Below are 21,909 nucleotides of genomic sequence, written 5' to 3' on the forward strand. Positions count from 1 at the left end.
TATGCAGATGGATTTAGTCAAGCGGCCCCGAGGCTTGTTGCTACTGTCGCTCTCGTTGGGCCTGATGGCTGCATGGTCTGTACACCTGTACATTTCGAGAACCGAGCGAGCGATTCAGGACAAATTCAGTTTAGATTACATGCCTCGAATTGTTAGCGCAAGAACCCTTAAGCACGGGACACAGCTAACACACGATGATCTCGCGATCCAAGATTTCCCACAAAAATGGCTGATCGATCACAGCTACGGGACGGATCAACTTGACGAAGTTTTGGGTAGCTATCTGAGAACAGATCTATCGATTGGTCAATTGATTTTGAGCAGTCATCTCTCCGAGATCGATACGCAGCCCTTGAATTCCAAGCTTAAGGTTGGCATGCGTGCCGTATCTATCCCAATTGAAACAGGTGACTCATCAATCGATATGATTTCGATCGGTGACGAGGTGGATCTATTTGTAACGTTTGATCATGCAGGGCGCCGAACAACCTCTATGTTGTTGCGTTCAGTCTCTGTTTTAGCTGCGCCAACAAGCAATACTTCACCTGGTCACGCGAAGCAAACAACCCAGAACGCCCACGGTGTCCTGACCGTAGAGGTCTCTCAGGATGATGCCCAAAAACTCGTTACAGCAAAGCAGGGTGGTGTGATTTCAGCGGTCGTTCGTTCAGCGAGAACGTCGACTCGCGATCAAGACAACGATACCCGTCTATTACCGCCTCAGGATTTACCTTCCTTACTTGGTTTGGTTTCCAATACGCCAGGAAACGAGCTGCCGGAGATCATATACGGTGATCGCCTTGGGATAGATATCCAAAGCCCAAGCGATTCGGCCCGCAACTCGACGTTTGAGTCATCAACGCATGAGTAACAAAGTATTAATGATACTCAAGCGCATATTGCTATCCGGTTGTTTAATTATCGACCCACACAGTGCTCACGCTGTTGATCCCGTGCTGCGAACCATCGTTCTTGAGGTAGGTGGATCAGCTTTTCTAAACGTCAATCAGGTCAGTCGTATTGCGGTAGGTGACAGTCAAATTGCTCAAGTTTCGGCATCGGGTATGACCGGCATTTTGATCTTCGGTAAGGCTAGAGGAAGCACTCGTGCTGATGTCTGGTCTAAAACGGGCAGACATCACCAATACGAAGTCACAGTTAATCCCAGGGGCTTTGAAGCAAACTACCTGAGTGTAAAAAAGCTCCTCAGCGATATCTCGACAATCACCGTCTCTACTAGTGGTGACAAAATTATTTTAGAAGGCATGAACGTTAGCGACCACGATAAACGCCGTGTGGCACAAATCAGTGCACAGTACCCTGACATTCTTGACTTAACCAATGCAGTTGGCTGGGATCGGATGATCATGCTTGATGTGCTGGTGATTGAGCTACCGTCAGCTACGCTTCGAGAACTCGGTTTGAAATGGGACGCTAACCCCAACAGTGGTCTTAAGTCTGCACTGGACTGGACGACAGGTTCGCCGGATCCAGGCGTAACGCGGCTACCTGCTGGCCTAAATTCGAGTCACGCTGGTGCAATGATAGGCTTGAACACTATCCTGTCCGCGCGCATAGATGCACTGTCCCGCAAAGGTGAGGCTGTGATTTTGGCACAACCGCAATTGCTAACAAGAAGCGGATCAACGGCTAATTTCCTTGCGGGAGGTGAAGTCCCATATTCAAGTACAGATAAGGATGGACGGGTTAACACGTTTTTTAAAAAGTATGGAGTCAGCTTAAATATCACCCCACAGGCAAACGGTCGGGATACAGTTCGATCAAGTATTGAAATAGAGGTCAGTTCAGTCGATCCAACAATTATGTTGCCTAACGGACCTGCCATGCGAGTCAGGCGTGCATCAACTGAATTTAACGTCCGTTCGGGACAAACATTGATCCTAGGTGGATTTATTTCTCGCGAAAAATCCCGAGATTGGGAAGGCTTACCGGGGGTATCAGATACCTCGATCTTAAGACACGTCTTTGGTTCTGAACGGACGTCAGAACGACAAACTGAACTGGCTATTTTGGTGACACCACACATCGTCGACCCAGCAGAGCTCGAGTTTGATCAAAGGTCTGCAGTGGCGCGCGATGTGATCGATAAAGCGTTCTCAGAGTCAACCGGGTTAAGTGGCCTTGCAGGCAGCAATCATTTTGACCTCAAAGAAACATTTGTAAACAGCGAATCTTTAACTGACCAGTGGGATGAATAATTGATCGATATAACTATCTGCTTTCAAAATGATCGAACAGAAACATTCAAAATTAATACGCCATTTCTGATTGGACGCTCCGTTGATTGTGAGGTACCGATCAACCACTGGAGAGTCGCTAAGAGGCACGTCCGAATTGAGCACGTCGGGCAAGATCTCTTTGCGCAAGACCTTGGCAGTTTGCTCGGAACCTTAGTGAACGACAAGCGGATCGCAACGTACGGTCCATTAAAAGCATCTGATCGAATGGTCGTTGGCCCATGCTTAATAAAGTTCAGCGACAGTAACCAAGGTCTTAAAACCACCCTGCCAATAGAGCGAAAACATCTGACAGAGCCTGCTAAAGGGCTATCAAATCCGGCGATTTCGTTTGACCTTCAGCCTGCAAATGATGTCGAAGCGATCGACTCTATGTTGCCTGCTTGCGCGTCGATATCCAACGTGTTGTTTGTTGAAATGCATAGCAAATTAATGCAAGCATTCGATCTTAGAAAGCTAGACGTAACAGCGATGGCAAGTGATTCGCTCACTGACCAAGCAAGCAAATATTTAGAGGATGTCTATCAAAGCGATCCGAGATTTCCTGATCATGAACAGTTGCTTCGCTATGTCCACCAAGTCGTAGAAGAGTCATTGGGATTAGGGCTGATCTCGGACCTTTTGAAAGATTCGAGTGTCTCAGAAATCATGGTGAATCGTTTCGATGAGGTTTTTGTGGAGCGATCCGGGACAATCATGCCTTACCAGAGTACGTTTAGCAGCGAAGCAGCGCTAAAAGTAATACTCGATCGGATCGTTGCCCCGGTAGGGCGTCGGTTGGATGAAGCATCTCCAATGGTTGACGCACGACTAGCGGACGGTTCCCGCCTTAATGCTGTTCTGTCCCCGATTTCGACCAAGGGGACTAGCTTAACTGTGAGGAAATTCGGATTTAAGGAGCGATCAATCGGATCCTTGATACAGACCGGATTTCTTGACTCAGATATTGCCGGGTACTTAGCGCGAATTGTGCAAGCAAGGCTCAATATATTGGTTTCTGGTGGTACAGGTTCCGGCAAAACCACGTTACTCAATATACTTTCAAACGCGATCGCGAAAGATCAGCGGATCGTCACAATTGAAGACTCTGCTGAGCTAAGACTGAATCACCCACATGTCGTCAGTCTGGAATCACGCTCAGCTAATGCCGAAGGCACCGGGGCAATCACCATCCGTGATTTGGTAAAGAATGCAATGCGTATGCGGCCTGATCGTCTCATCGTGGGTGAGGTGAGAGGGGCGGAGGCCCTCGACATGGTCATGGCGCTGAACACTGGTCACGATGGGTCTTTCACCACCTTACACGCCAATACGCCTCGTGACGCCCTGAAGAGGCTAGAAGCGCTTGTTTTACTAGCTGCCCCAAACCTGCCATTCATTGCGATTAAAGAAATTATCGCCTCGGCGTTTCATGTCGTGGTTCAAATAAAACGTAACGATGCAGGAGTGAGACGCGTGATAAACATTTCTGAAATTGTGGGTATCGAGTCAGGCATTTTTCTACTACAACCATTTGTTCACTGGGACGATAAGGTATCTCAGTATGTCTATTCAAATCTTCCGTCCAGCCATTTAGATTTGGCCGTCTGACCTTTTATTTCGTGCACGGTGTCATTTGATGCATGCTTTGGCTCTTCTATTGCTAGTGGTGGCCGTGTTTTGTCTAGTTTACGCAATCGAGCGTCAAATCAGACGAGACGTCAAACACTATATGAGTTCGATCAACGATCAAACAGGTCGTGGGCTGGCTGAGCTCTTTTTATTTATTGATGTTCGACGAATATGGCCTGCCGTCATAGCCTTGTCGGGTTTCGGGGCCGTACTGACCTATCTTGTAATTAACAGCATAATAGTGACTGTTTCGGTGCTTGTTGGGGCACTTCTCATACCTAAACTATTGATCAGATGGGCGATCAATCGACGGTATCAGAAGTTCAATCTGCTATTGCCCAAAGCACTGCTGTCACTGAGCGCGATGCTGAAGTCAGGATTGAACCTAAGCACTGCCTTAACCCGATTAGAAACTGTCTGCCCATCACCCGTATCTGAAGAGATCAGCTTGTTAAGCAGGCAACTGCGAATGGGTGTTTCGTTTGAGCAATCTTTTACAAATCTATATTTACGAATCCCTCTCGAGAGCGTGATGATTACGACAGGCTTATTTAAAATTTCGTTTAAAACTGGTGGGTCTTTAGCGCAGTTGCTTGAATCACACGCTAAATCATTACAAAACCGACAACATCAGATTGCGAAGGCGGATGCGTTGACGTCGCAGGCGCGCTTACAGGCTTGGGTGATGGGGCTGATGCCTATTGCCATTTTTTTTGCTATTGCACTGGTGAGCCCCGAACTATCGAAATATTTTTACGAAACCGAACAAGGATTTTGGGTAACCGGTTTGATTGTGTTTTTAGACCTTTGCGGGATCTTGATGATTCAGCGTATTCTGCGGGCCAGTATTTAATTGGCACATGTTCTCTTGGTTCTTACTTTGGGTGTATCGGCAGGTTTGCTGTCGTTGTGTGTCATGACGATGGCGACCGTCGGCTTCCCTTCAGACGCTTGCGATCAGCGATCAGCCAACGGACGTTTATCTCAGGCAATCAATGGTTTAACGCGGCGACTCAGACCATTCATGACTTGGGGACAGCGCAGTTACTTAGAACGAAAGCTACGCAGAGCTGGGTTGGACGAATGGGCGCCAGAGGACCTCTTCGCTATTCAATTGGGTTTATTCGTCGTCGTTATTTTGGCTCTTTGTCTTGCGCTTTGTGTAAGCAACATCAGTCTCGGCGAAATTGAACCGCTAGTGATCGCTGGAGCTGGCCTCATGGCGATTGTGTTGGCTTTGATGACATCATTATCAGCCACGGCCTTATGGATTGACAATAAACACAAGAAACTCAGCAGCCAAATCGGTCGCGCATTACCTTCGTTCATGGATCTCATTGCGATATCGCTAAGTGCCGGCTTGAATCTGAGCGCATCCTTTCAATTTGCGACCCACGCCTTGGCAGAAAGTCAGTTCAAGTTATGGTGCCGTCAAATATTAAGGGATGTTGAAACAGGTCGCGCCCTTTGCCAAGTGCTTCAAGATTTTTCTAAAGAAATCGACTCCCCAGCGCTGGACTATTTTGTCGTTTGCGTTCATCAGACAGATACGATGGGAACAAGCCTAGCTAGACAGATCAGCGACCATGCTACGCAAATGCGTGAGGAGCGCTATATGCAGACTGAAAAACAATCCATGCAGGCACCTGTAAAAATGCTGCTGCCGCTCGCAGTGTGTATATTTCCGTGTAATTTTCTTGTTTTGGGATTTCCAATTTTGTCTCATATCCTAAACATAGGCTAAGAGAATGCATCATGATGAGCTGATAGAAATAATTGACTGCAATACCTGGCTTGATCGTTTGCGAGGCCTTGCTGGGCGATCTCTCGAACTAAAAACCCAAGCCTTGTGGCTCAGGCCGTGTCGATCCATCCACACCTTCACTCTTGCGAATCCGATTTCAGTGGCTTTCGTCAGCTCAGATTATCGCGTTCTTAAAATTCATCCTATTGTGCAACGGTTTAGCATAAGGTGGCACTGGCAAGCCGAGTCTGTGTTTGAAGCTGCGCCAATTAGTGATCTAGAAATCCAAAGGTACCAACGAAAACTTGAGATGTCGCTTCAGCAACACTTGTCTAAGTCTCGCTAGCCTCAAATACAGAGACGTAATTGGGATAGAAACTGCAATACATCACGCTAGCGGCGATGATATTAATCAGAAATTGCAGATTCACTGTTAAGGCACTGGGCAGTCCGAGCCACGCCAACAGACTGACCGCAAGGTCAATTGACAGAAACGCGACGACCCAGACCAGCCCATAGATCAGCATGCTGAGCTTGTTTCGCCAACACGCAACCAAACTGTAGAACAACGCCCGAGTCAGTGGAATGCTATGCCAGGCAACCAGCATTGGTGCATACCAAAACAGCATCGTGACAAGTGCATAAAAGCTTAAAAAAATTATCAACGGGATTTGCGCCGACTGGATTAGCGGTTCAAAATCACCGCTCGCATTAATCGCTTGTATTGCGTCACTTAAGTCGTTCATGAAGGGGATGAATGAAACAAGCGCACTGAGCAAACAAAGGGCTAAATATAAAGTCCCCAAGCCAATCATTTTTTTTAAGATCATCGGCTGTTTAAATGCTTGGAACCAGTCCATCGGCAATATTCGCTTATTTGCGGCAGCCTGTCGGCAACCTGACATAATCATGAAGGTCATCGCCGGCATCAGAATGACGAACGCAATTGGACCGACTGGTGAGGTTTGCGTAGCAAGCACCACCATTAGACTGATAAACAATGCCAACGAAGTAAAGGCGAGTGGTTGTCTCTTAAACAGGAGCCAGCCGTCTTTAACCCAATTCCAGCCCGAGATGAGGGGCAGTGCTGCTGCTTGCATGAGACGTCCTAGGGAAGATTCACAATTGCATCGTTCATACGAGCAAAAAGTACGCGTTCAAAATGTGTCGGGTCGTGAGGTTTGAGCATCTCGGCCGCACGAGGGACATGAAAATCATAGAGCCTCGACAACCAGAATCGTAACGCCGCGGCTCGTAACATCACTGGCCAAGCTTTGCGCTCAGCATCAGTGAACGGTCTGACTTGGTTATAGGCCTCGAGCCAAGCCTCTGCTAACTTTGGAATTAATAGACCCGTTTGCCTTTCGATGCACCAGTCATTCACACACACGGCGATATCAAATATCCACTTATCACAGCCAGCAAAGTAAAAATCAATAAAGCCACCCAAAACAGGTTCTGCCTGAGACCCTGCAAATAGAACATTGTCTCGAAACAGGTCGCAATGCGCCGGGCCTTCGGGTAGAGCACTGTATTGAGCAGTCTTAGCGTAGGCTTGCTGCTCGGCCAGACTCACGCTCAACAAGATGCTCTGGTCTTTCGTCAAAAATGGCTGAACAATCGGTGCCGTCTTTATCCACCAGTCCAGACCCCTAAGGTTAGGCTGTTGGATAGAAAAATCCTTTGCGGCCAAGTGCATATAGGCGAGGGTAGCAGCGCCCGCGGCACAATGCTTAGCGGTTGGATCGACGGTATAGCTGCCTGGTAGTTTGGTAACAATCGCTGCAGGTTTGCCGCAAAGTGTAGATATACGTGATCCATCGTCCCGAGTTTGTGGTTCGGGTACAGGGATCTTCCGTTGCGCAAGATAATGCATCAACTCAATGTAAAACGGTAGCTGCTTAAACGTCAGCACCTCGAACGTTGTCAGGACAAATTCGCCTTTGGTGGTCGTCAAAAAATGATTGGTGTTTTCTATACCAGCAGCAATGCCTTCTAAGGACACGAGTTCGCCTAACTGGTAATCAGCGAGGAGAGTGCGGGCGTCTTGCTGGGAAACGGGAGTAAAAACGGCCATATTGGCGTTGCAGATGATTTTGTATGAATAGACAGATTCTAACAAGGTTGATGGCGGGACTTGTGCATTGACACAAACCGCTAAAATGCTGGCTAACTCCGACCATATGATCATCCATCGCCTTGCACCCAGCTGACACCATGACTGTTTCGCCCGTCAATCAAGCATCGAAGAACGATGAATGGAAGCTCTGTGTCGCGCCAATGATCGATGTAACTGACAGACATTGTCGTTATTTTCATCGTTTGCTCTCGCCCCAAGCGAGGTTGTATACCGAAATGATCACGACGGGTGCCTTACAGCACGGTGATATCCCCAGACATCTGGATTTTTCAGGCGAAGAGCATCCCGTAGCATTGCAGTTAGGGGGCAGCGACCCCTCAGAATTGGCTGCCTCAGCGAAGATGGGAGCAGAGTGGGGCTACGACGAAATCAACCTTAACTGCGGCTGCCCGTCTGAGCGAGTGCAAAAAGGTTCGTTTGGCGCATGTTTGATGGCTGAACCGCAACTGGTCGCCGACTGTCTGAAGGCAATGCAGGATTCACAACCCTTGCCGGTTACGGTCAAACACCGTCTGGGACTTGATGCAGATCAGAGTTATGGCTTCGTCCGAGATTTCGTGGGTACGCTTTATGACAATGGTTGCCGCGTTTTTGTCGTGCACGCTCGTAATGCAGTCCTCAAGGGATTGTCTCCGCGCGACAATCGGGAAATCCCTCCGTTGCGATATCACGATGCGGCACGGATCAAAAAGGATTTTCCAGACGCGACGATTGTCGTGAACGGCGGCTTAACCACGCTCGCGCAATGCGACGAGTTGTTGCCTAACTTTGATGGCGTGATGTTGGGCCGAGCCGCCTGGCAAAACCCAGAAATCCTCGCTCAACTGAACAACCACTGGTGGGGGACGCACCGTTTGACGGAGCCCGAACTTATTGAAATGTTGGTAACCTACGCAGACCAGCAAATGCATAAAGATGTGCCGCTGAGGGTCCTGGTGAGACCGCTTCTGGGCTTGTTCACTGGTCGGGCCGGGGCACGCTACTGGCGCCGAATGTTGTCAGACAACAAACTCTTACAGACTTCATCGGCTCGAGTGATTGAACAAGCTTGGCAGAAGGTCGGTCAAGCCTGTGAAGCGCTTTCTCGATCTGATGACTCACCGGGCCAATCTTTAATATAGGCCTTGAGCATTGAGTTTTCAAACTTTTGAGCAGCCACAAGCGCTTGAGCCATATCGTAGAACGAGATGACGCCCATCAGAACTGGACCGTCCATCACGGGTACGTAGCGAGCATGATTATTGAGCATCAAGCGCTGCAACTCATCCCCGCTGGTGCTGGGTGAAACACTGACTGGCGCGTCATCCATGATGCTACGAATCCGTGTCTGACCAAGGTCACCGTTATTGTTGTAAAGGTGGCGAATGATTTCACGAAAGGTGAGCATGCCGGCAAGCTCGCCATGATCCATAATCACGAGCGAACCGATATCGTGCTCGCTCATGGTTTCCACGGCTTGCGCCACAGTCGCGTCAGGGCTCGCGGTATAAAGGGTGTCGCCTTTTACACGAAGAATTTCACTGACTTTTAACATTCTGGTTCTCCACGACCATTCACTAGTCAGCGGATTGTAGTGGCTCTATCACTGACTTGTCATGCCGCAAGCGCACATCTGCTAACGTCGGATCCCCAGATAAGCTAATCAGCTGACTAATCGCCGAACGCAACTCGGGGCGCAGATCCATCGCGAGGGCCGAGCGGTCAATGGCTAGGCGATCAAATAATGGACTCAATTTTGCTGTAACCGTATCACAAATCAGTACCCATCGCTCGCCACCTTTACCGTCGATTCTGGTTATTAAGTCTAAGTCTTCCAGAGTATGCAGAATGTCAATTAAGGTCTCGTATCGAACCTTGACCCCATTCATCAATGTCTCGGTGCTGGCGCCCGGGGGTTGCATTTGACGACTACCTGCAAGCGTCTCAAGCACAGCTAATGCTTCAATGAACGCTGAACCCGCAGCCGACTCAGATTCAAACCTGCCAGTTCGGATGACGGGCAGATTAGCTGCGATCAAAGCACCAATCAGTACTGCGAGCCAAGAACTATAGAGCCAAACCAAGAACACCGGGAGGGTTGAAAATGCGCCGTAGATCATCTTGTACGTCGGAAACTGAGTGACGTAATAAGTAAGACCGAGCTTGACTGCCTCCAAAATAATGGCAGTCACGGCACCACCGATTGAAGCGTCCTTAAAACCAACATGCCTGTGGGGCACCAGCATGAATAAAAAGGCAAAGCCGATACAGGTCAGGGCAAACGGCAAAAACGACAGGCTCAAACCGAAAAAGTTGGGGATATCGCCAAGAAATCCCATCGATTTTTTTGCAAGGTAGGCAGATATCCATAGGCTGGCGCCAACGATGATTGGGCCTAAAGAGATAACGCCCCAATACACGACAACTCGATGCGCAAGCGTTCTCGGTCGACTCACGTGCCAGATTTGATTTAAGCCTGAATCAATCGACATGACCAGCAAGACAGACGTGACGATCAGAAAAGAACTACCAATGGCGGTTAGCTTTGATGCTTGGGTAGCAAACTCGTGGAGGTGCTGCATGATCGTATCTGATATGTCAGCTGGCAACAGATTCTTGATCAGAAAAGTTTGCAAGGCGTCGCTGAACTCTTGAAACAAGGGGAAAGAAGTAAATAAGGACAGCACAACCGCGAGCAACGGCACGAGCGCCATCACGGTTGTTAAGGTCAGGTTCGATGCGTTTTCGAGAATTCGATCTTGTTGCACCCGCAACAAGAAGAACCGGCCAATCGTGACAAGCCTGTTAAGCCTTCGCTTATTATGGTCACTTTCTGAACGCTTCATCATTTTGATTGAATCAATCTCACCCAGGGCTGATGGCCAAGCGATAATAGCGTATCGATCCAACTATTGGTTTAAAAAAATGATGATGGCTGCAGGCGATACGGTTGATAAATCAAAAACTCTCTTTCTAAGCAATCAGTTAAGAAGAGTTTGTTGGGTCTGTCTACTCGCTTTGATTTTGTTAAGTGTCTTGTGGGAAACCTGGCTGGCACCTATTAAGCCAGGAGGTAGTCTATTGTTTTTGAAGGCCTTGCCTCTTGCATTTGCCGTCAGAGGAGTGATCGCGGGGAGGCTCTACACGGTGCAGTGGGCCTCTATGCTGATTTTGCTGTATCTGATGGAAGGTGTGGTGAGATTGATGTCAGATCCTCCCGGTCCGTCAGTTTTGTTGGCAGGCATTGAAATCTTTTTATCAACTGTATTTTTCTTTTGCGCGATTTTTTACGTGTATCCCGCTAAAAAACTGGCGAAATCTGAAAGCAAATTGGCTAAACAAGCGAATCCTCGTCCATGAACAGATACGATAGTTTTGCTGCACTTCCAAAAGTAAATTCTTTTGCCTCATTACCAAGTGCGTTCTACACCAGACTTGATACCAGACCACTTAGCGATGCAAAATTGCTTCATGCAAATCGAGATGTTGCAGACTCGCTCGGCCTGTCAGACAAAGCGTTGACAAGCAGTGAGTTCTTGTCAGTGGTGAGTGGTTCGAGCTCGATGGAGGCTGGCGCCACGCTCTCGGCAGTCTACAGTGGTCATCAATTTGGTGTCTGGGCCGGTCAGCTCGGGGATGGCCGCGCGCATCTGCTAACGGGGGTGGGGCACCCTGACAATGAACTAGAGATCCAACTGAAGGGCGCCGGCCCAACGCCTTATTCAAGGATGGGTGATGGACGTGCCGTGCTGCGGTCTTCAGTACGTGAGTACCTTGCCAGTGAAGCCATGCATGGCCTGGGCATTCCGACCACGAGAGCGCTCGCACTCGTTGCCTCGAGCCAACCGGTCATCAGAGAAACGATTGAGTCGGCAGCGGTCGTGACTCGAGTGGCGCCGAGTTTTATTCGTTTTGGGTCTTTCGAGCACTGGTCAAGTCGCAAACAACCTCAAGAGTTGAAAATCTTGGCGGATTACGTGATCGACCGATTCTATCCAGATTGCCTCGAGGCGGCTGACAGCGTCAAGCCAGGACAGGTCTATATTGAATTACTTCGTCGAATCACGGTGAAAACTGCTGAGTTGATGGCTGCCTGGCAGGTGGTTGGATTCTGTCACGGCGTGATGAATACTGACAACATGTCTATCATCGGTTTAACCTTGGATTACGGCCCTTTTGGCTTTATGGACGGTTTTGACGCACGGCATATTTGTAATCACACCGATAGTAACGGTCGCTATGCGTGGCATGCTCAGCCGGCGGTAGCTAACTGGAACCTATTCCAGCTAGCCAATAGTTTGTACGATTTAGTTCCTGATGCTGAGCGCCTGCAAGGCGCTTTGGCGGAGTTTGAACCCAGATTTTTGTCTTCAATGCAAACAAAGATGCTGAGCAAGCTCGGCCTCAATGAATGGCTGGCAGGTGACGAAAGTTTGATTGATGCGTTATGGAGCCTGATGCACGAAAACAAAGCAGATTTCACCCTGACGTTTAGGCAACTAGCCCACGCTCCAGGTTTGAGCGGTGCCGTGTCTGAACAAATTTCCGTCGATCTGGGTGGCACCACGAGCCCAAACGTTCAACCATTTGTAGACCTTTTCCTGGATAGGGACGCGGCCAACGCCTGGCTAACGAGTTATCAAGCGCGGCTTAAGCGGCAAGGGACCTCTTGGCAAGATCGAGTTTCCGGCATGCTCTCAACAAATCCTTTGTATGTCCTGCGCAACCACCTTGCTCACCAAGCCATTGATGCCGCACAGAAAGGTGATCCGGGTGAGATAGATCGTCTGATGTTGCTACTCAAAAATCCCTGCAGCGCGGTTAAGGGAATGGAGTCATATGCTGCCTTGCCACCGGCCTGGGCCAGCAAGCTTGAGGTCAGCTGCTCGTCCTGAGGCGCACAGTGTAATAATGTCATCATCTAAAATATTAGATGGCAAGGCGGTGACGCTCTGTCATCTTTAACTTAAGTAAGCACGCAACATGTCTGGCAACACCTTAGGTAGTCTCTTTAGTGTCACGAATTTTGGCGAATCACACGGCCCGGCGATCGGCTGCGTGATTGACGGCTGCCCGCCAGGCTTATTACTCCGTGAAGACGACATTCAGCTCGATCTTGACAGACGTCGCCCGGGTACATCGCGTCACGTCACCCAGCGTCAAGAGGGTGACCAAGTCGAGATTCTGTCTGGCGTGTTTCAAGGCCGCACAACAGGTACACCCATTGCCCTGTTGATCCGAAATGTTGATCAACGCAGCAAGGATTACGCCGCCATTACCGATACTTTTCGCCCTGGTCATGCGGACTATACCTATACCAAGAAATACGGATTCAGAGACCCTCGTGGAGGAGGCCGGTCGTCTGCTCGATTAACTGCTCCAACCGTTGGCGCCGGGGCGATCGCAAAAAAGTGGTTACGAGAAAACTACGGTGTGACCGTGCGAGGCTATATGAGTCAACTCGGTCCGATCACCATGCCGTTCAAGGTTTGGGACGACGTCTCAAATAATCCATTTTTTGCTGCAGATATGGCTCTGGTCCCTGAGCTCGAAGCCTATATGGATCAGTTGCGTAAAGATGGTGACTCGGTGGGTGCACGAATAGAAGTTGTTGCAGAGGGCTTGCCAGCAGGTTGGGGTGAACCTGTCTACGATCGACTAGACGCGGATATCGCTCACGCAATGATGGGTCTTAATGCGGTAAAAGGCGTTGAAATCGGTGCGGGTTTTGCCAGTATTGAACAACGCGGCTCGGTACACGGCGATGAGATCACTGCTCAGGGATTTTTAACCAATCACGCTGGTGGGGTTCTCGGAGGTATCTCGACTGGACAACCCATTCTTGTCAGCTTGGCGATCAAGCCGACCTCGAGCATCCGTATCGAACGACAATCTATCAATAGCGACAGAGAACCAGTGATGGTTCAGACGCTGGGTCGTCATGACCCTTGTGTGGGCATACGTGCGACCCCGATCGCAGAGGCACTCCTGGCCATCGTTTTGATGGATCACGCACTCAGGCATCGCGCCCAATGTGGTGAGCCCTTAACAGGTATTTAGCCCAACAAAGTTGCCACTGACCGCAAGGATTGCCCTGTGGCATAATCAAATGTCGGCTTGGTCCGGAGCAGTCCGCCTAAGCGCCGAGCCTATCAACGGCCATTAGTTGAAAGCCGGTAGTCAACATTACTGTTTGGCAACAATAAAACATGAAAAAAACTTTATACGACAAACTTTGGGACGCGCACGTTATTCATCAAGAATCGGATGGAACGGCAATCCTTTATATCGATCGACATTTGTTACACGAAGTCACTAGCCCTCAGGCGTTCGAAGGACTGGAGCTTGCTGGGCGCAAGCTTTGGCGCTTGCATTCGAACTTGGCGGTGGCAGATCACAACGTACCAACGGTCGCAGCTGACCGGGCGCAGGGGATCGCTGATCCGATTTCGCGTTTGCAAGTCGATACCCTAGATGCCAATTGCGATCGGCATGGCGTAACTGAATTCAAAATGAACGATGTCCGTCAAGGTATTGTTCACGTGATTGGACCAGAGCAAGGCGCTGTTTTACCTGGTATGACAGTCGTTTGTGGTGACTCGCACACGAGTACCCATGGAGCTGTCGCCGCGCTCGCCTTCGGCATCGGTACGTCGGAAGTCGAGCATGCAATGGCCACGCAGACGCTTCAGGTCAAGAAAAACAAAAACATGCTGGTGCGTGTTGAGGGTAACCTTGGCCTTGGCGTGACAGCAAAAGATGTGATTTTGCATGTCATTGGCGCAATCGGCACAGCCGGCGGAACGGGTCACGCTATCGAATTTGCTGGCAGCGCCATTCGCGGTTTGTCGGTCGAAGGCCGTATGACGCTTTGCAATATGTCGATTGAGGGTGGCGCTCGCTCAGGCATGGTTGCTGTCGACGAAAAAACGATTGAGTACTTCCGCAACCGACCCTTCGCGCCGAGCGGAGCACTCTGGGATGCGGCCGTTTCATATTGGAAGACACTACACTCTGATGAAGGGGCTCAGTTCGACACTATCGTCGAAATCGACGCTCGAGACATCCAACCCCAAGTGACTTGGGGTACATCGCCAGAGATGGTCTTGCCAGTGACAGATCGGGTGCCTGATCCAGATAAAGAGAAAGACTCTGTGCGTCGCAGCGGCATGGAACGCGCACTCGAATACATGGGTCTTAAACCCAATACACCCATTGTCGATATTAAGATTGATCGGGTCTTCATCGGCTCTTGTACCAATTCTCGGATTGAAGACCTACGCGCTGCAGCGACGGTCGTACGTGGCAAACGAGTTGCAAGCAATGTCCGTCAAGCAATGGTCGTGGCTGGATCGGGCTTAGTCAAACTTCAAGCTGAACGGGAAGGTCTCGATAAGATATTTATCGAAGCCGGTTTTGAATGGCGTGAACCCGGCTGCTCGATGTGCTTGGCGATGAATGCAGACCGTCTGGAGCCTGGTGAACGTTGTGCGTCAACTTCAAACCGCAATTTTGAAGGCAGACAGGGGCACGGTGGCAGAACCCACTTGGTGAGCCCTGCAATGGCGGCGGCGGCGGCCTGTGCGGGCCACTTCGTTGACATACGTAACTTCCGGTAGGACAACATGGACAAATTTATTACACATGAAGGCTTAGTTGCCCCACTCGACCGCGAGAACGTCGACACGGATTTAATCATCCCCAAACAATTTCTAAAGTCGATCAAGAGATCAGGGTTTGGTCCAAATTTATTTGACGAACTACGTTACCTCGATCACGGCGAGCCGGGCATGGATAACACCAAACGACCACTTAATCCGGATTTCGTGTTAAATCACTCTCGCTACCAAGGAGCATCGATCCTGTTGGGGCGTAAGAATTTCGGCTGTGGATCGAGTCGTGAGCATGCGCCCTGGGCGCTTCAGCAGTATGGATTTAAAGCCGTTATTGCACCGTCGTTTGCCGATATATTCTTTAACAATAGTTACAAAAACGGTTTTCTGCCTATCATCCTGTCTGAGCTGCAAGTGGCAAGACTGTTTGACGAAGTCAGGGGATTTGTTGGTTACAAGCTAACCATTGATCTTGAAAAACAAGTGGTCATTGCACCCGATGGTCGTGCAATGGGATTCGATATCGACGCTCACCGTAAGTACTGCATGGTAAACGGCCTGGATGAAATCGGGCTAACTCTCAGACACGCTGACAAGATTAAAGCTTTTGAAGCAGAGCGCCTCGCTCGACATCCTTGGCTCGACGTCAGACCGGTCGTTGTGAACTAAATTTTGCTTTTTTTCTACAAATTGATTGCCAAGGAGCCGGTTTAATCCGGCTCCATCACATTGAGAATAGATATGACACAGAAAATAGCGGTGCTTTCGGGAGATGGTATTGGTCCAGAGATCGTTGAACAAGCGGTCAAGGTTTTGCGAGCATTAGATTTGTCGCTGGAAATTCAAGAGGCACCTGTTGGGGGCAAAGCCTTTGATCTGCATGGTCATCCCCTGCCTACTGCAACCTTAGCACTTGCTAAAGAATCCAATGCCATTTTGTTTGGGGCAGTCGGAGACTGGAAATACGACAAGCTGCCGAGAGAGCATCGGCCGGAGCAGGCACTACTCGGTCTACGGAAAGCACTGGGTTTGTTCGCAAATTTGCGTCCCGCCATTCTTTACCCCGAATTAGCCAACGCATCGTCCCTCAAACCTGAAATCGTATCTGGCTTAGATATCCTGATTTTGCGCGAATTGACTGGGGATATTTATTTTGGTAGCCCTCGAGGTATTCGTACGGCGCCTGACGGCGCTTTTGCCGGCTCACGTGAAGGTTTCGATACGATGCGTTATGCCGAACCTGAGATTCGCCGCATTGCTCACATTGGTTTTCAAGCTGCACAAAAGCGGAACAAAAAACTCTGTAGTGTTGATAAAGCAAATGTCCTTGAGACTTCGCAGCTCTGGCGCGATATCGTCACCGAGGTTAGTGCTGAATACCCAGAGGTCTCACTTTCACATATGTACGTCGATAATGCTGCGATGCAGTTGGTGCGCGCACCGAGGGAGTTTGACGTCATCGTGACAGGTAATATGTTCGGTGATATTTTGTCAGACGAAGCAGCCATGCTGACGGGCTCTATTGGCATGCTGCCATCAGCATCACTTAATGCAGCAGGTCAGGGGTTGTACGAGCCGAGCCACGGCTCAGCGCCTGATATCGCAGGCAAAGGGATCGCAAATCCGTTAGCAACCATTTTGTCGGCTGCGATGATGCTACGGTATTCGTTAAACAACTCTGCTGCGGCAGACAAAATTGAAAAAGCTGTTCAGAAAGTATTGTCACAGGGTTTGAGAACTGCGGACATCTACGAAGTTGGAACCACACAAGTGGGTACGCAAGCCATGGGTGATGCAGTCATTCAGGCGTTGGCGTAAAGCGATCCCTCAAAGCACTGGTTTAATGCCATGAGCGCACACTTGTGGCGCTTAAATCCGGCGTGAGCGTTCGATTTTTTTGAGTTTGGCCTAAAAGTGGTGCTTTTACAGCGTGGTTATGGGTCTTTTATGAGTCTTTTCGACTCTTTTGTCATAATTACTCCCTAAGTAATTGTAAACTTGAGTCAATTCCATTTAAAGGCAACGGCAAGTTCAAATGAAGCAATCAGTAGGTTTAGTTGGTTGGAGAGGGATGGTTGGATCTGTGCTCATGCAACGTATGCGTGATGAAGGCGATTTTGACCTGATTGACCCGGTTTTTTTCTCTACCAGTAACGCAGGGGGACGTGCACCAGAGTGGGCAGGTTCAACTGCCCTGCATAGCGCTTTTGACATTGATGCCCTCAAAAAGCTACCAATAATCTTGACGGCACAAGGCGGGGACTACACGACTGAAGTCTATGCAAAACTGCGCGCCGCTGGCTGGACTGGCGTATGGATCGATGCAGCCAGCACGTTAAGGATGAAAGACGATGCAATTATCGTGCTTGATCCTGTGAACCGGAACGTCATTGATGCCGCCATAAAAAAAGGCGTAAAGGATTTTATCGGCGGTAATTGCACCGTTAGTTGCATGCTGATGGGCTTAGCAGGCCTGTTCAAACACGATTTGATCGAGTGGATGACCAGCATGACTTATCAGGCAGCGTCGGGCGGCGGTGCTCAACACATGCGCGAGTTGCTGGTGCAATTTGGATTATTAAATCAATCCGTTAAATCCTTACTGGATGACCCCGCGTCTGCGATTCTGGAAATTGATCGTGGGGTTTTGGCTAAGCAACAGTCAGCTGACTTACCCCAGGAACACTTCGGTATACCGCTAGCAGGTAATTTGATCCCTTGGATTGATAAAGACCTCGGAAATGGGATGTCGCGTGAAGAGTGGAAAGCAGAGGCAGAAACAAACAAAATATTGGGTCGCGGCCCCGGGTTTGGTAACACAGCGACACCAATAGACGGTTTGTGTGTGCGAGTCGGCGCCATGCGTTGCCATAGCCAGGCATTGACGATCAAGCTAAAGAAAGATGTGCCTATGGACGAAATAGGTGATATCTTGGCGCAAGGCACTGCTTGGGCTAAGGTAGTCGATAACACCAAAGAAGCTACTTTAGCCGCGTTATCGCCAGTATCAGTGACGGGCACGCTGGATATTCCTGTCGGGCGTCTACGCAAGATGTCAATGGGTTCAGAATTTTTGAGCGCTTTTACGATTGGTGATCAGTTACTTTGGGGCGCGGCTGAACCGTTGCGCCGGATGCTTCGTATTAGTTTAGGTGAACTGTAAGAGACCAATTGTTCAATTGGTAGTGAGAATATTCTGGAGAACGCCGTGCTAGCCAAGACCAAAACAACACCCAAGCGCTCATTCAAGTCCACTGCGGTAGTGCTTGGCACAACCCTGTTGACCATGACTGGCGTGCTTCCTACCTTGGCTGATGCGCAATCTATTGGCAATTCAAGACTCACATCCTCTGCGGGTCAACCGCTAGCAGCCACGACAACAATTGGCTCCTTGTCTCCAGAAGATTCGTCCAGCCTAAAGGTCAAGGTTGCCGATCAAGAACAGTGGGATCGAGTCGGCCTCAAACCGCCGGTAAAACTTGATTCAATGGTCGTTCGGTTGGACGCGAGTCGGGGCAATCCTAAGCGTAATGTTCAAATCACGTCAAACGAGACCGTTTCAGCCGCAGCTGTTGATTTTTTGCTTGAAGTAACAACGGCATCAAGTAATCAGGTTATTCAGCTGAGCTTCATTGTTGGTGGTTCTGTTCAAGCGCCGACGCTGCCCAGTTCGGATAATGCCCAGAGCAGTCGCAACGGCACAAAAATAACGGTGGTGGGTTCACCAGGGTCTGCAACTGTTAAGCAAGGCGATACGTTGTTCGCGATTGCTCAGAATAACGCAGTGCCCGGTACGACCATTTACCAAATGTTGCTCGCATTATTCCAAGCAAATCCAAATGCCTTTATTAGTCAGAATATGAACTTGCTCAAGGCGGGGGCGATACTTGAAATCCCTGATGCGGATGCAGTCAAAGCGATCGACCGTCAGGTAGCACGTAATACTTTTGCTGAACAGGTGCAGATATTCAACACCATGCGTGGTCGGTCGAACGCGTCCAAACTGCAGAAGCTCACCCCGGGCAATACACAGAGTGGTTCGGTTCAGGGCTCAAGTGCGGCAGTCGCTCCGAGTAAGCCGTCTGAAGACAAAGTCAGCCTGAGCACTCAATCGCAAGCGGATGCAGCAGCAGATGCCCGTGCCGTAGCTGAAAAGCAACGCCAAGAAGAGCAGGCGCGCTTAGATGCCTTGCAGCAGAATATCAAACAATTGAAAGAAGCGACGACAGCCGCTGAGACAGCTTCACCAGCACCAGTGGCTGAAGCTACTAAGCCAGCGGAGGTCACGCCCAAAGCAGCTGATACCGCGCCAGTCAAAGAAGAGAAACCAAAGAGCAGCTTGGATTATCAGGCTATATCTGCGTGGGTCTTGGAGAATCTGCTACTCGTGATAGCCGGGGTCTTGGGGCTCATTGCTATCGTCATCGCATGGGCGATGAGAGCCGCGGGCAGGCGCAATGACTATGACAGCGAGGATGATGAGGTTTCAAGCGAAATTGATGAAGCCGTGGCCTCTTATTTTAGAAACCCGCAAACCCATGGGCACGAATCGTCGGACACCATACATCACGGCCTGATGAGTAAAACAGAAGCAACCGAAACGCTGAACAAAATTGATTTAGACCTGAACTCGCCAGTCAAGGACGATATTGTCACGTTGAATACTGCCGCTGACTCAACGAAATCTGAGAAATCAATATAAATATCTGCTGATTTTGACTGAGGCTGCGCTGTTGTGACACTGCGTCTCGCGCTCGGGATTTCTTACGACGGACGACCTTGGCAGGGCTGGCAGACTCAGCCGCATGGGTTGACTTTACAAGATTGCTTGGAAAGCTCAATCGAGTCTTTTACCGCCTGCCATCATCCGACTACTTGTGCGGGTAGAACGGACACTGGCGTTCACGCCACTGCGCAAGTTGTACACTTTGACACGGACATTGATCGGCCAATGGAGTCTTGGGTTAGAGGTCTTAATAGTAAGTTGCCTGACTCAATTTCAGTGCAATGGGGTCAAGTGGTGCCGGACAGCTTTCACGCAAGATTTTCTGCTAGAGCTAGATCCTACACTTACCTTGTGTTGAATAGTCGAGTAAGGCAGCCTTTGTGGGCAGGCAGAGCAGGTTGGGTGTTCCGGTCGCTAGATTTTGAAGCGATGAAGCTAGCCGCGAGTTCGCTCATCGGCGAGCATGATTTCAGCAGTTTTCGTTCATCACAATGTCAGGCTAAATCACCAGTGAGAACCATGACGCGTTTGGATGTGACGAAGTCCGGCGACCTCATTATCTTTCATCTGCAAGCAAATGCTTTTTTACACCACATGGTAAGAAATATTGTCGGTGCCTTGCTTCAAATTGGACAGGGCCGTCAACCGGTGGATTACATAGTGCATACTCTCAACGCTCGAGACCGCACTCTCGCAGCGCCGACCTTTGCGCCAGATGGACTGTATCTGACCGATGTGCACTATCCAGATATAACGTTGCCAAAATCAAGGAAACTACCCTTTGCCAGCTGATTATTCACAACCTTCACGCACTCGTATCAAGATCTGTGGCATTACACGCGCAGAAGATTTACAAACTGCCGCCTTACTTGGCGCAGATGCGGTCGGCTTCGTTTTCTATCCAAAAAGCAAGCGCTACATATCGCCAACAGATGCAAGCAAACTAAGCGGTCAGACACCCGCATTTATCAGCACCGTGGCGCTATTTGTTGATCCAACAGATAACGAAGTCGAAACGGTCATGTCGCTTGTTGCACCGAGCGTTTTACAGTTTCATGGAGATGAGCCTCCAGAGCAGTGCGCCTCGTATGGCCTGCCTTATATCAAAGCCTTTAGAGTAGGGGCACCTGGTATGGAGACCCCTGAACAAATGACCGAGGCATGCCTTGCTCACCCTTATGCCTGCGGTTGGTTATTTGATACCTACACGCCAGCTTATGGTGGAAGTGGTGAATCTTTCGATCACACGATGCTGAGCAGTGTTAAAACGCTCGGCACCAGGGCTCGCCCCTTGATCTTATCTGGAGGACTCAAGCCTGACACGGTTGCTAATGCCTTATCTAATTTCAAAGCATGGGCGGTTGACGTGAGTAGTGGGGTAGAGGAGGCGCCGGGTATTAAATCTGCCGTGAAGATGAGGGGATTTATTCAATCAGTCCGGCAGGTCAATGGTGACTAGTTTGCTGCAACGTATCCTTGTCATCGAAAATTGACAGGGGTATTGAAAAGCCGCTATACTCTTTGTCTTTGCAGGCGGTTAGCTCAGCTGGTTAGAGCGCCACGTTGACATCGTGGAGGTCGTTGGTTCGATTCCAATACCGCCTACCAAAACCACACAAGCAGTGAACAGGTAAGCGTTAAGGCTCTACCCCATTAACGGGGGATGAGCAGTATTCATTAAACAGCAGTACTCATCAAACACGGCTAAATATGCCGTTCCAACCGCAGTGGGCCAAGACCCTTAGCCGGTAATTTTCAAAATTTCTAAATCCGTATGCCCTTCGGGACATCATTTCCATTTTAGTGTGGAATCCTTCGGTGATCCCGTTTGATTGTGA

At 49.5% G+C, this 21,909-nt stretch carries 21 protein-coding genes and 1 tRNA gene; 17 read left to right on the forward strand and 5 right to left on the reverse strand.

The features are described 5' to 3' along the window. Position 1: 1 nt before the first annotated feature. The 5 genes from cpaB to BCM14_RS13925 all read left to right on the forward strand — a co-directional run bounded on the left by cpaB (position 2) and on the right by BCM14_RS13925 (position 5,613). Positions 2-871, forward strand: a complete 870-nt coding sequence (cpaB, locus tag BCM14_RS13905) for a Flp pilus assembly protein CpaB (RefSeq protein ID WP_106228650.1) — start codon at positions 2-4, stop codon at positions 869-871. Then, positions 864-2,219 (forward strand): type II and III secretion system protein family protein, encoded by a 1,356-nt coding sequence (locus BCM14_RS13910; RefSeq protein ID WP_106228651.1) that lies wholly within the window; start codon positions 864-866, stop codon positions 2,217-2,219. The genes cpaB and BCM14_RS13910 overlap by 8 nt, the downstream gene beginning before the upstream one ends. Beyond that, positions 2,220-3,848, forward strand: a complete 1,629-nt coding sequence (locus BCM14_RS13915; RefSeq protein WP_106228652.1) for a TadA family conjugal transfer-associated ATPase — start codon at positions 2,220-2,222, stop codon at positions 3,846-3,848. Between the two features lie 121 nt (positions 3,849-3,969). Further along, positions 3,970-4,722, forward strand: a complete 753-nt coding sequence (locus tag BCM14_RS13920; RefSeq protein ID WP_259673642.1) for a type II secretion system F family protein — start codon at positions 3,970-3,972, stop codon at positions 4,720-4,722. Next, the gene (locus BCM14_RS13925; RefSeq protein WP_106228654.1) at positions 4,723-5,613 is read left to right on the forward strand and encodes a type II secretion system F family protein; all 891 of its coding nucleotides are present in this window, start codon (positions 4,723-4,725) and stop codon (positions 5,611-5,613) included. It begins immediately after the preceding gene. A 332-nt stretch (positions 5,614-5,945) separates the two neighbouring features. Here the strand turns inward: BCM14_RS13925 and BCM14_RS13935 are convergent, their stop codons facing one another. Next, entirely contained in the window at positions 5,946-6,713 is a 768-nt protein-coding gene (locus BCM14_RS13935) for a BPSS1780 family membrane protein (RefSeq protein WP_106228656.1), read from the reverse strand. Positions 6,714-6,721: 8 nt separating this feature from the next. After that, complete coding sequence (locus BCM14_RS13940) at positions 6,722-7,690, reverse strand: homoserine kinase (protein WP_106228677.1); 969 nt, start codon at positions 7,688-7,690, stop codon at positions 6,722-6,724. Positions 7,691-7,830: 140 nt separating this feature from the next. On the opposite strand from BCM14_RS13940, the gene dusA reads away from it, so the two are divergent. After that, positions 7,831-8,874 (forward strand): tRNA dihydrouridine(20/20a) synthase DusA, encoded by a 1,044-nt coding sequence (gene dusA, locus BCM14_RS13945; protein WP_106228657.1) that lies wholly within the window; start codon positions 7,831-7,833, stop codon positions 8,872-8,874. Here dusA and BCM14_RS13950 read toward each other — a convergent pair. Together BCM14_RS13950 and BCM14_RS13955 are read right to left on the reverse strand one after the other, a co-directional pair. Further along, positions 8,817-9,287, reverse strand: coding sequence for a CBS domain-containing protein (locus tag BCM14_RS13950; RefSeq protein ID WP_106228658.1), 471 nt, complete (start codon positions 9,285-9,287; stop codon positions 8,817-8,819). The genes dusA and BCM14_RS13950 overlap by 58 nt on opposite strands. Before the next feature lie 22 nt (positions 9,288-9,309). Further along, the gene (locus tag BCM14_RS13955; RefSeq protein ID WP_146129787.1) at positions 9,310-10,581 is read right to left on the reverse strand and encodes a YihY family inner membrane protein; all 1,272 of its coding nucleotides are present in this window, start codon (positions 10,579-10,581) and stop codon (positions 9,310-9,312) included. Positions 10,582-10,663: 82 nt separating this feature from the next. On the opposite strand from BCM14_RS13955, the gene BCM14_RS13960 reads away from it, so the two are divergent. From BCM14_RS13960 to BCM14_RS14010, 11 genes are all read left to right on the forward strand, one after another. Further along, entirely contained in the window at positions 10,664-11,092 is a 429-nt protein-coding gene (locus BCM14_RS13960) for a DUF2069 domain-containing protein (protein ID WP_106228678.1), read from the forward strand. Beyond that, a complete protein-coding gene (locus BCM14_RS13965; protein ID WP_106228660.1) occupies positions 11,089-12,627 on the forward strand; it encodes a protein adenylyltransferase SelO in 1,539 nt (512 codons plus the stop codon). Before BCM14_RS13960 ends, BCM14_RS13965 begins: the two co-directional genes overlap by 4 nt. A gap of 88 nt (positions 12,628-12,715) precedes the next feature. Further along, positions 12,716-13,792, forward strand: a complete 1,077-nt coding sequence (gene aroC / locus BCM14_RS13970; protein WP_106228661.1) for a chorismate synthase — start codon at positions 12,716-12,718, stop codon at positions 13,790-13,792. A 149-nt stretch (positions 13,793-13,941) separates the two neighbouring features. Further along, positions 13,942-15,351 (forward strand): 3-isopropylmalate dehydratase large subunit, encoded by a 1,410-nt coding sequence (gene leuC / locus BCM14_RS13975; RefSeq protein WP_106228662.1) that lies wholly within the window; start codon positions 13,942-13,944, stop codon positions 15,349-15,351. Between the two features lie 6 nt (positions 15,352-15,357). Then, a complete protein-coding gene (gene leuD / locus BCM14_RS13980; RefSeq protein WP_106228663.1) occupies positions 15,358-16,014 on the forward strand; it encodes a 3-isopropylmalate dehydratase small subunit in 657 nt (218 codons plus the stop codon). A gap of 72 nt (positions 16,015-16,086) precedes the next feature. Next, a complete protein-coding gene (gene leuB / locus BCM14_RS13985) occupies positions 16,087-17,163 on the forward strand; it encodes a 3-isopropylmalate dehydrogenase (protein ID WP_106228664.1) in 1,077 nt (358 codons plus the stop codon). A 217-nt stretch (positions 17,164-17,380) separates the two neighbouring features. Continuing rightward, positions 17,381-18,508, forward strand: a complete 1,128-nt coding sequence (gene asd / locus BCM14_RS13990) for an aspartate-semialdehyde dehydrogenase (RefSeq protein ID WP_106228665.1) — start codon at positions 17,381-17,383, stop codon at positions 18,506-18,508. A 45-nt stretch (positions 18,509-18,553) separates the two neighbouring features. Next, a complete protein-coding gene (locus BCM14_RS13995; protein ID WP_106228666.1) occupies positions 18,554-20,047 on the forward strand; it encodes a type IV pilus assembly protein FimV in 1,494 nt (497 codons plus the stop codon). Positions 20,048-20,080: 33 nt separating this feature from the next. Further along, complete coding sequence (truA, locus tag BCM14_RS14000; protein ID WP_106228667.1) at positions 20,081-20,863, forward strand: tRNA pseudouridine(38-40) synthase TruA; 783 nt, start codon at positions 20,081-20,083, stop codon at positions 20,861-20,863. After that, positions 20,853-21,530: a phosphoribosylanthranilate isomerase gene (locus BCM14_RS14005; protein ID WP_106228668.1), complete on the forward strand. Its 678-nt coding sequence runs from the start codon at positions 20,853-20,855 to the stop codon at positions 21,528-21,530. The genes truA and BCM14_RS14005 overlap by 11 nt, the downstream gene beginning before the upstream one ends. Positions 21,531-21,602: 72 nt before the next feature. Then, a tRNA-Val gene (locus BCM14_RS14010) sits at positions 21,603-21,679 on the forward strand. Positions 21,680-21,765: 86 nt separating this feature from the next. On the opposite strand, the gene BCM14_RS14015 is transcribed toward BCM14_RS14010, so the two are convergent. After that, the coding region (locus BCM14_RS14015; RefSeq protein WP_146129788.1) for a transposase at positions 21,766-21,909 on the reverse strand (144 nt) is incomplete at its 5' end.

It is taken from the genome of Jezberella montanilacus, assembly GCF_003003055.1.
GTDB lineage: Bacteria > Pseudomonadota > Gammaproteobacteria > Burkholderiales > Burkholderiaceae_B > Zwartia > Zwartia montanilacus.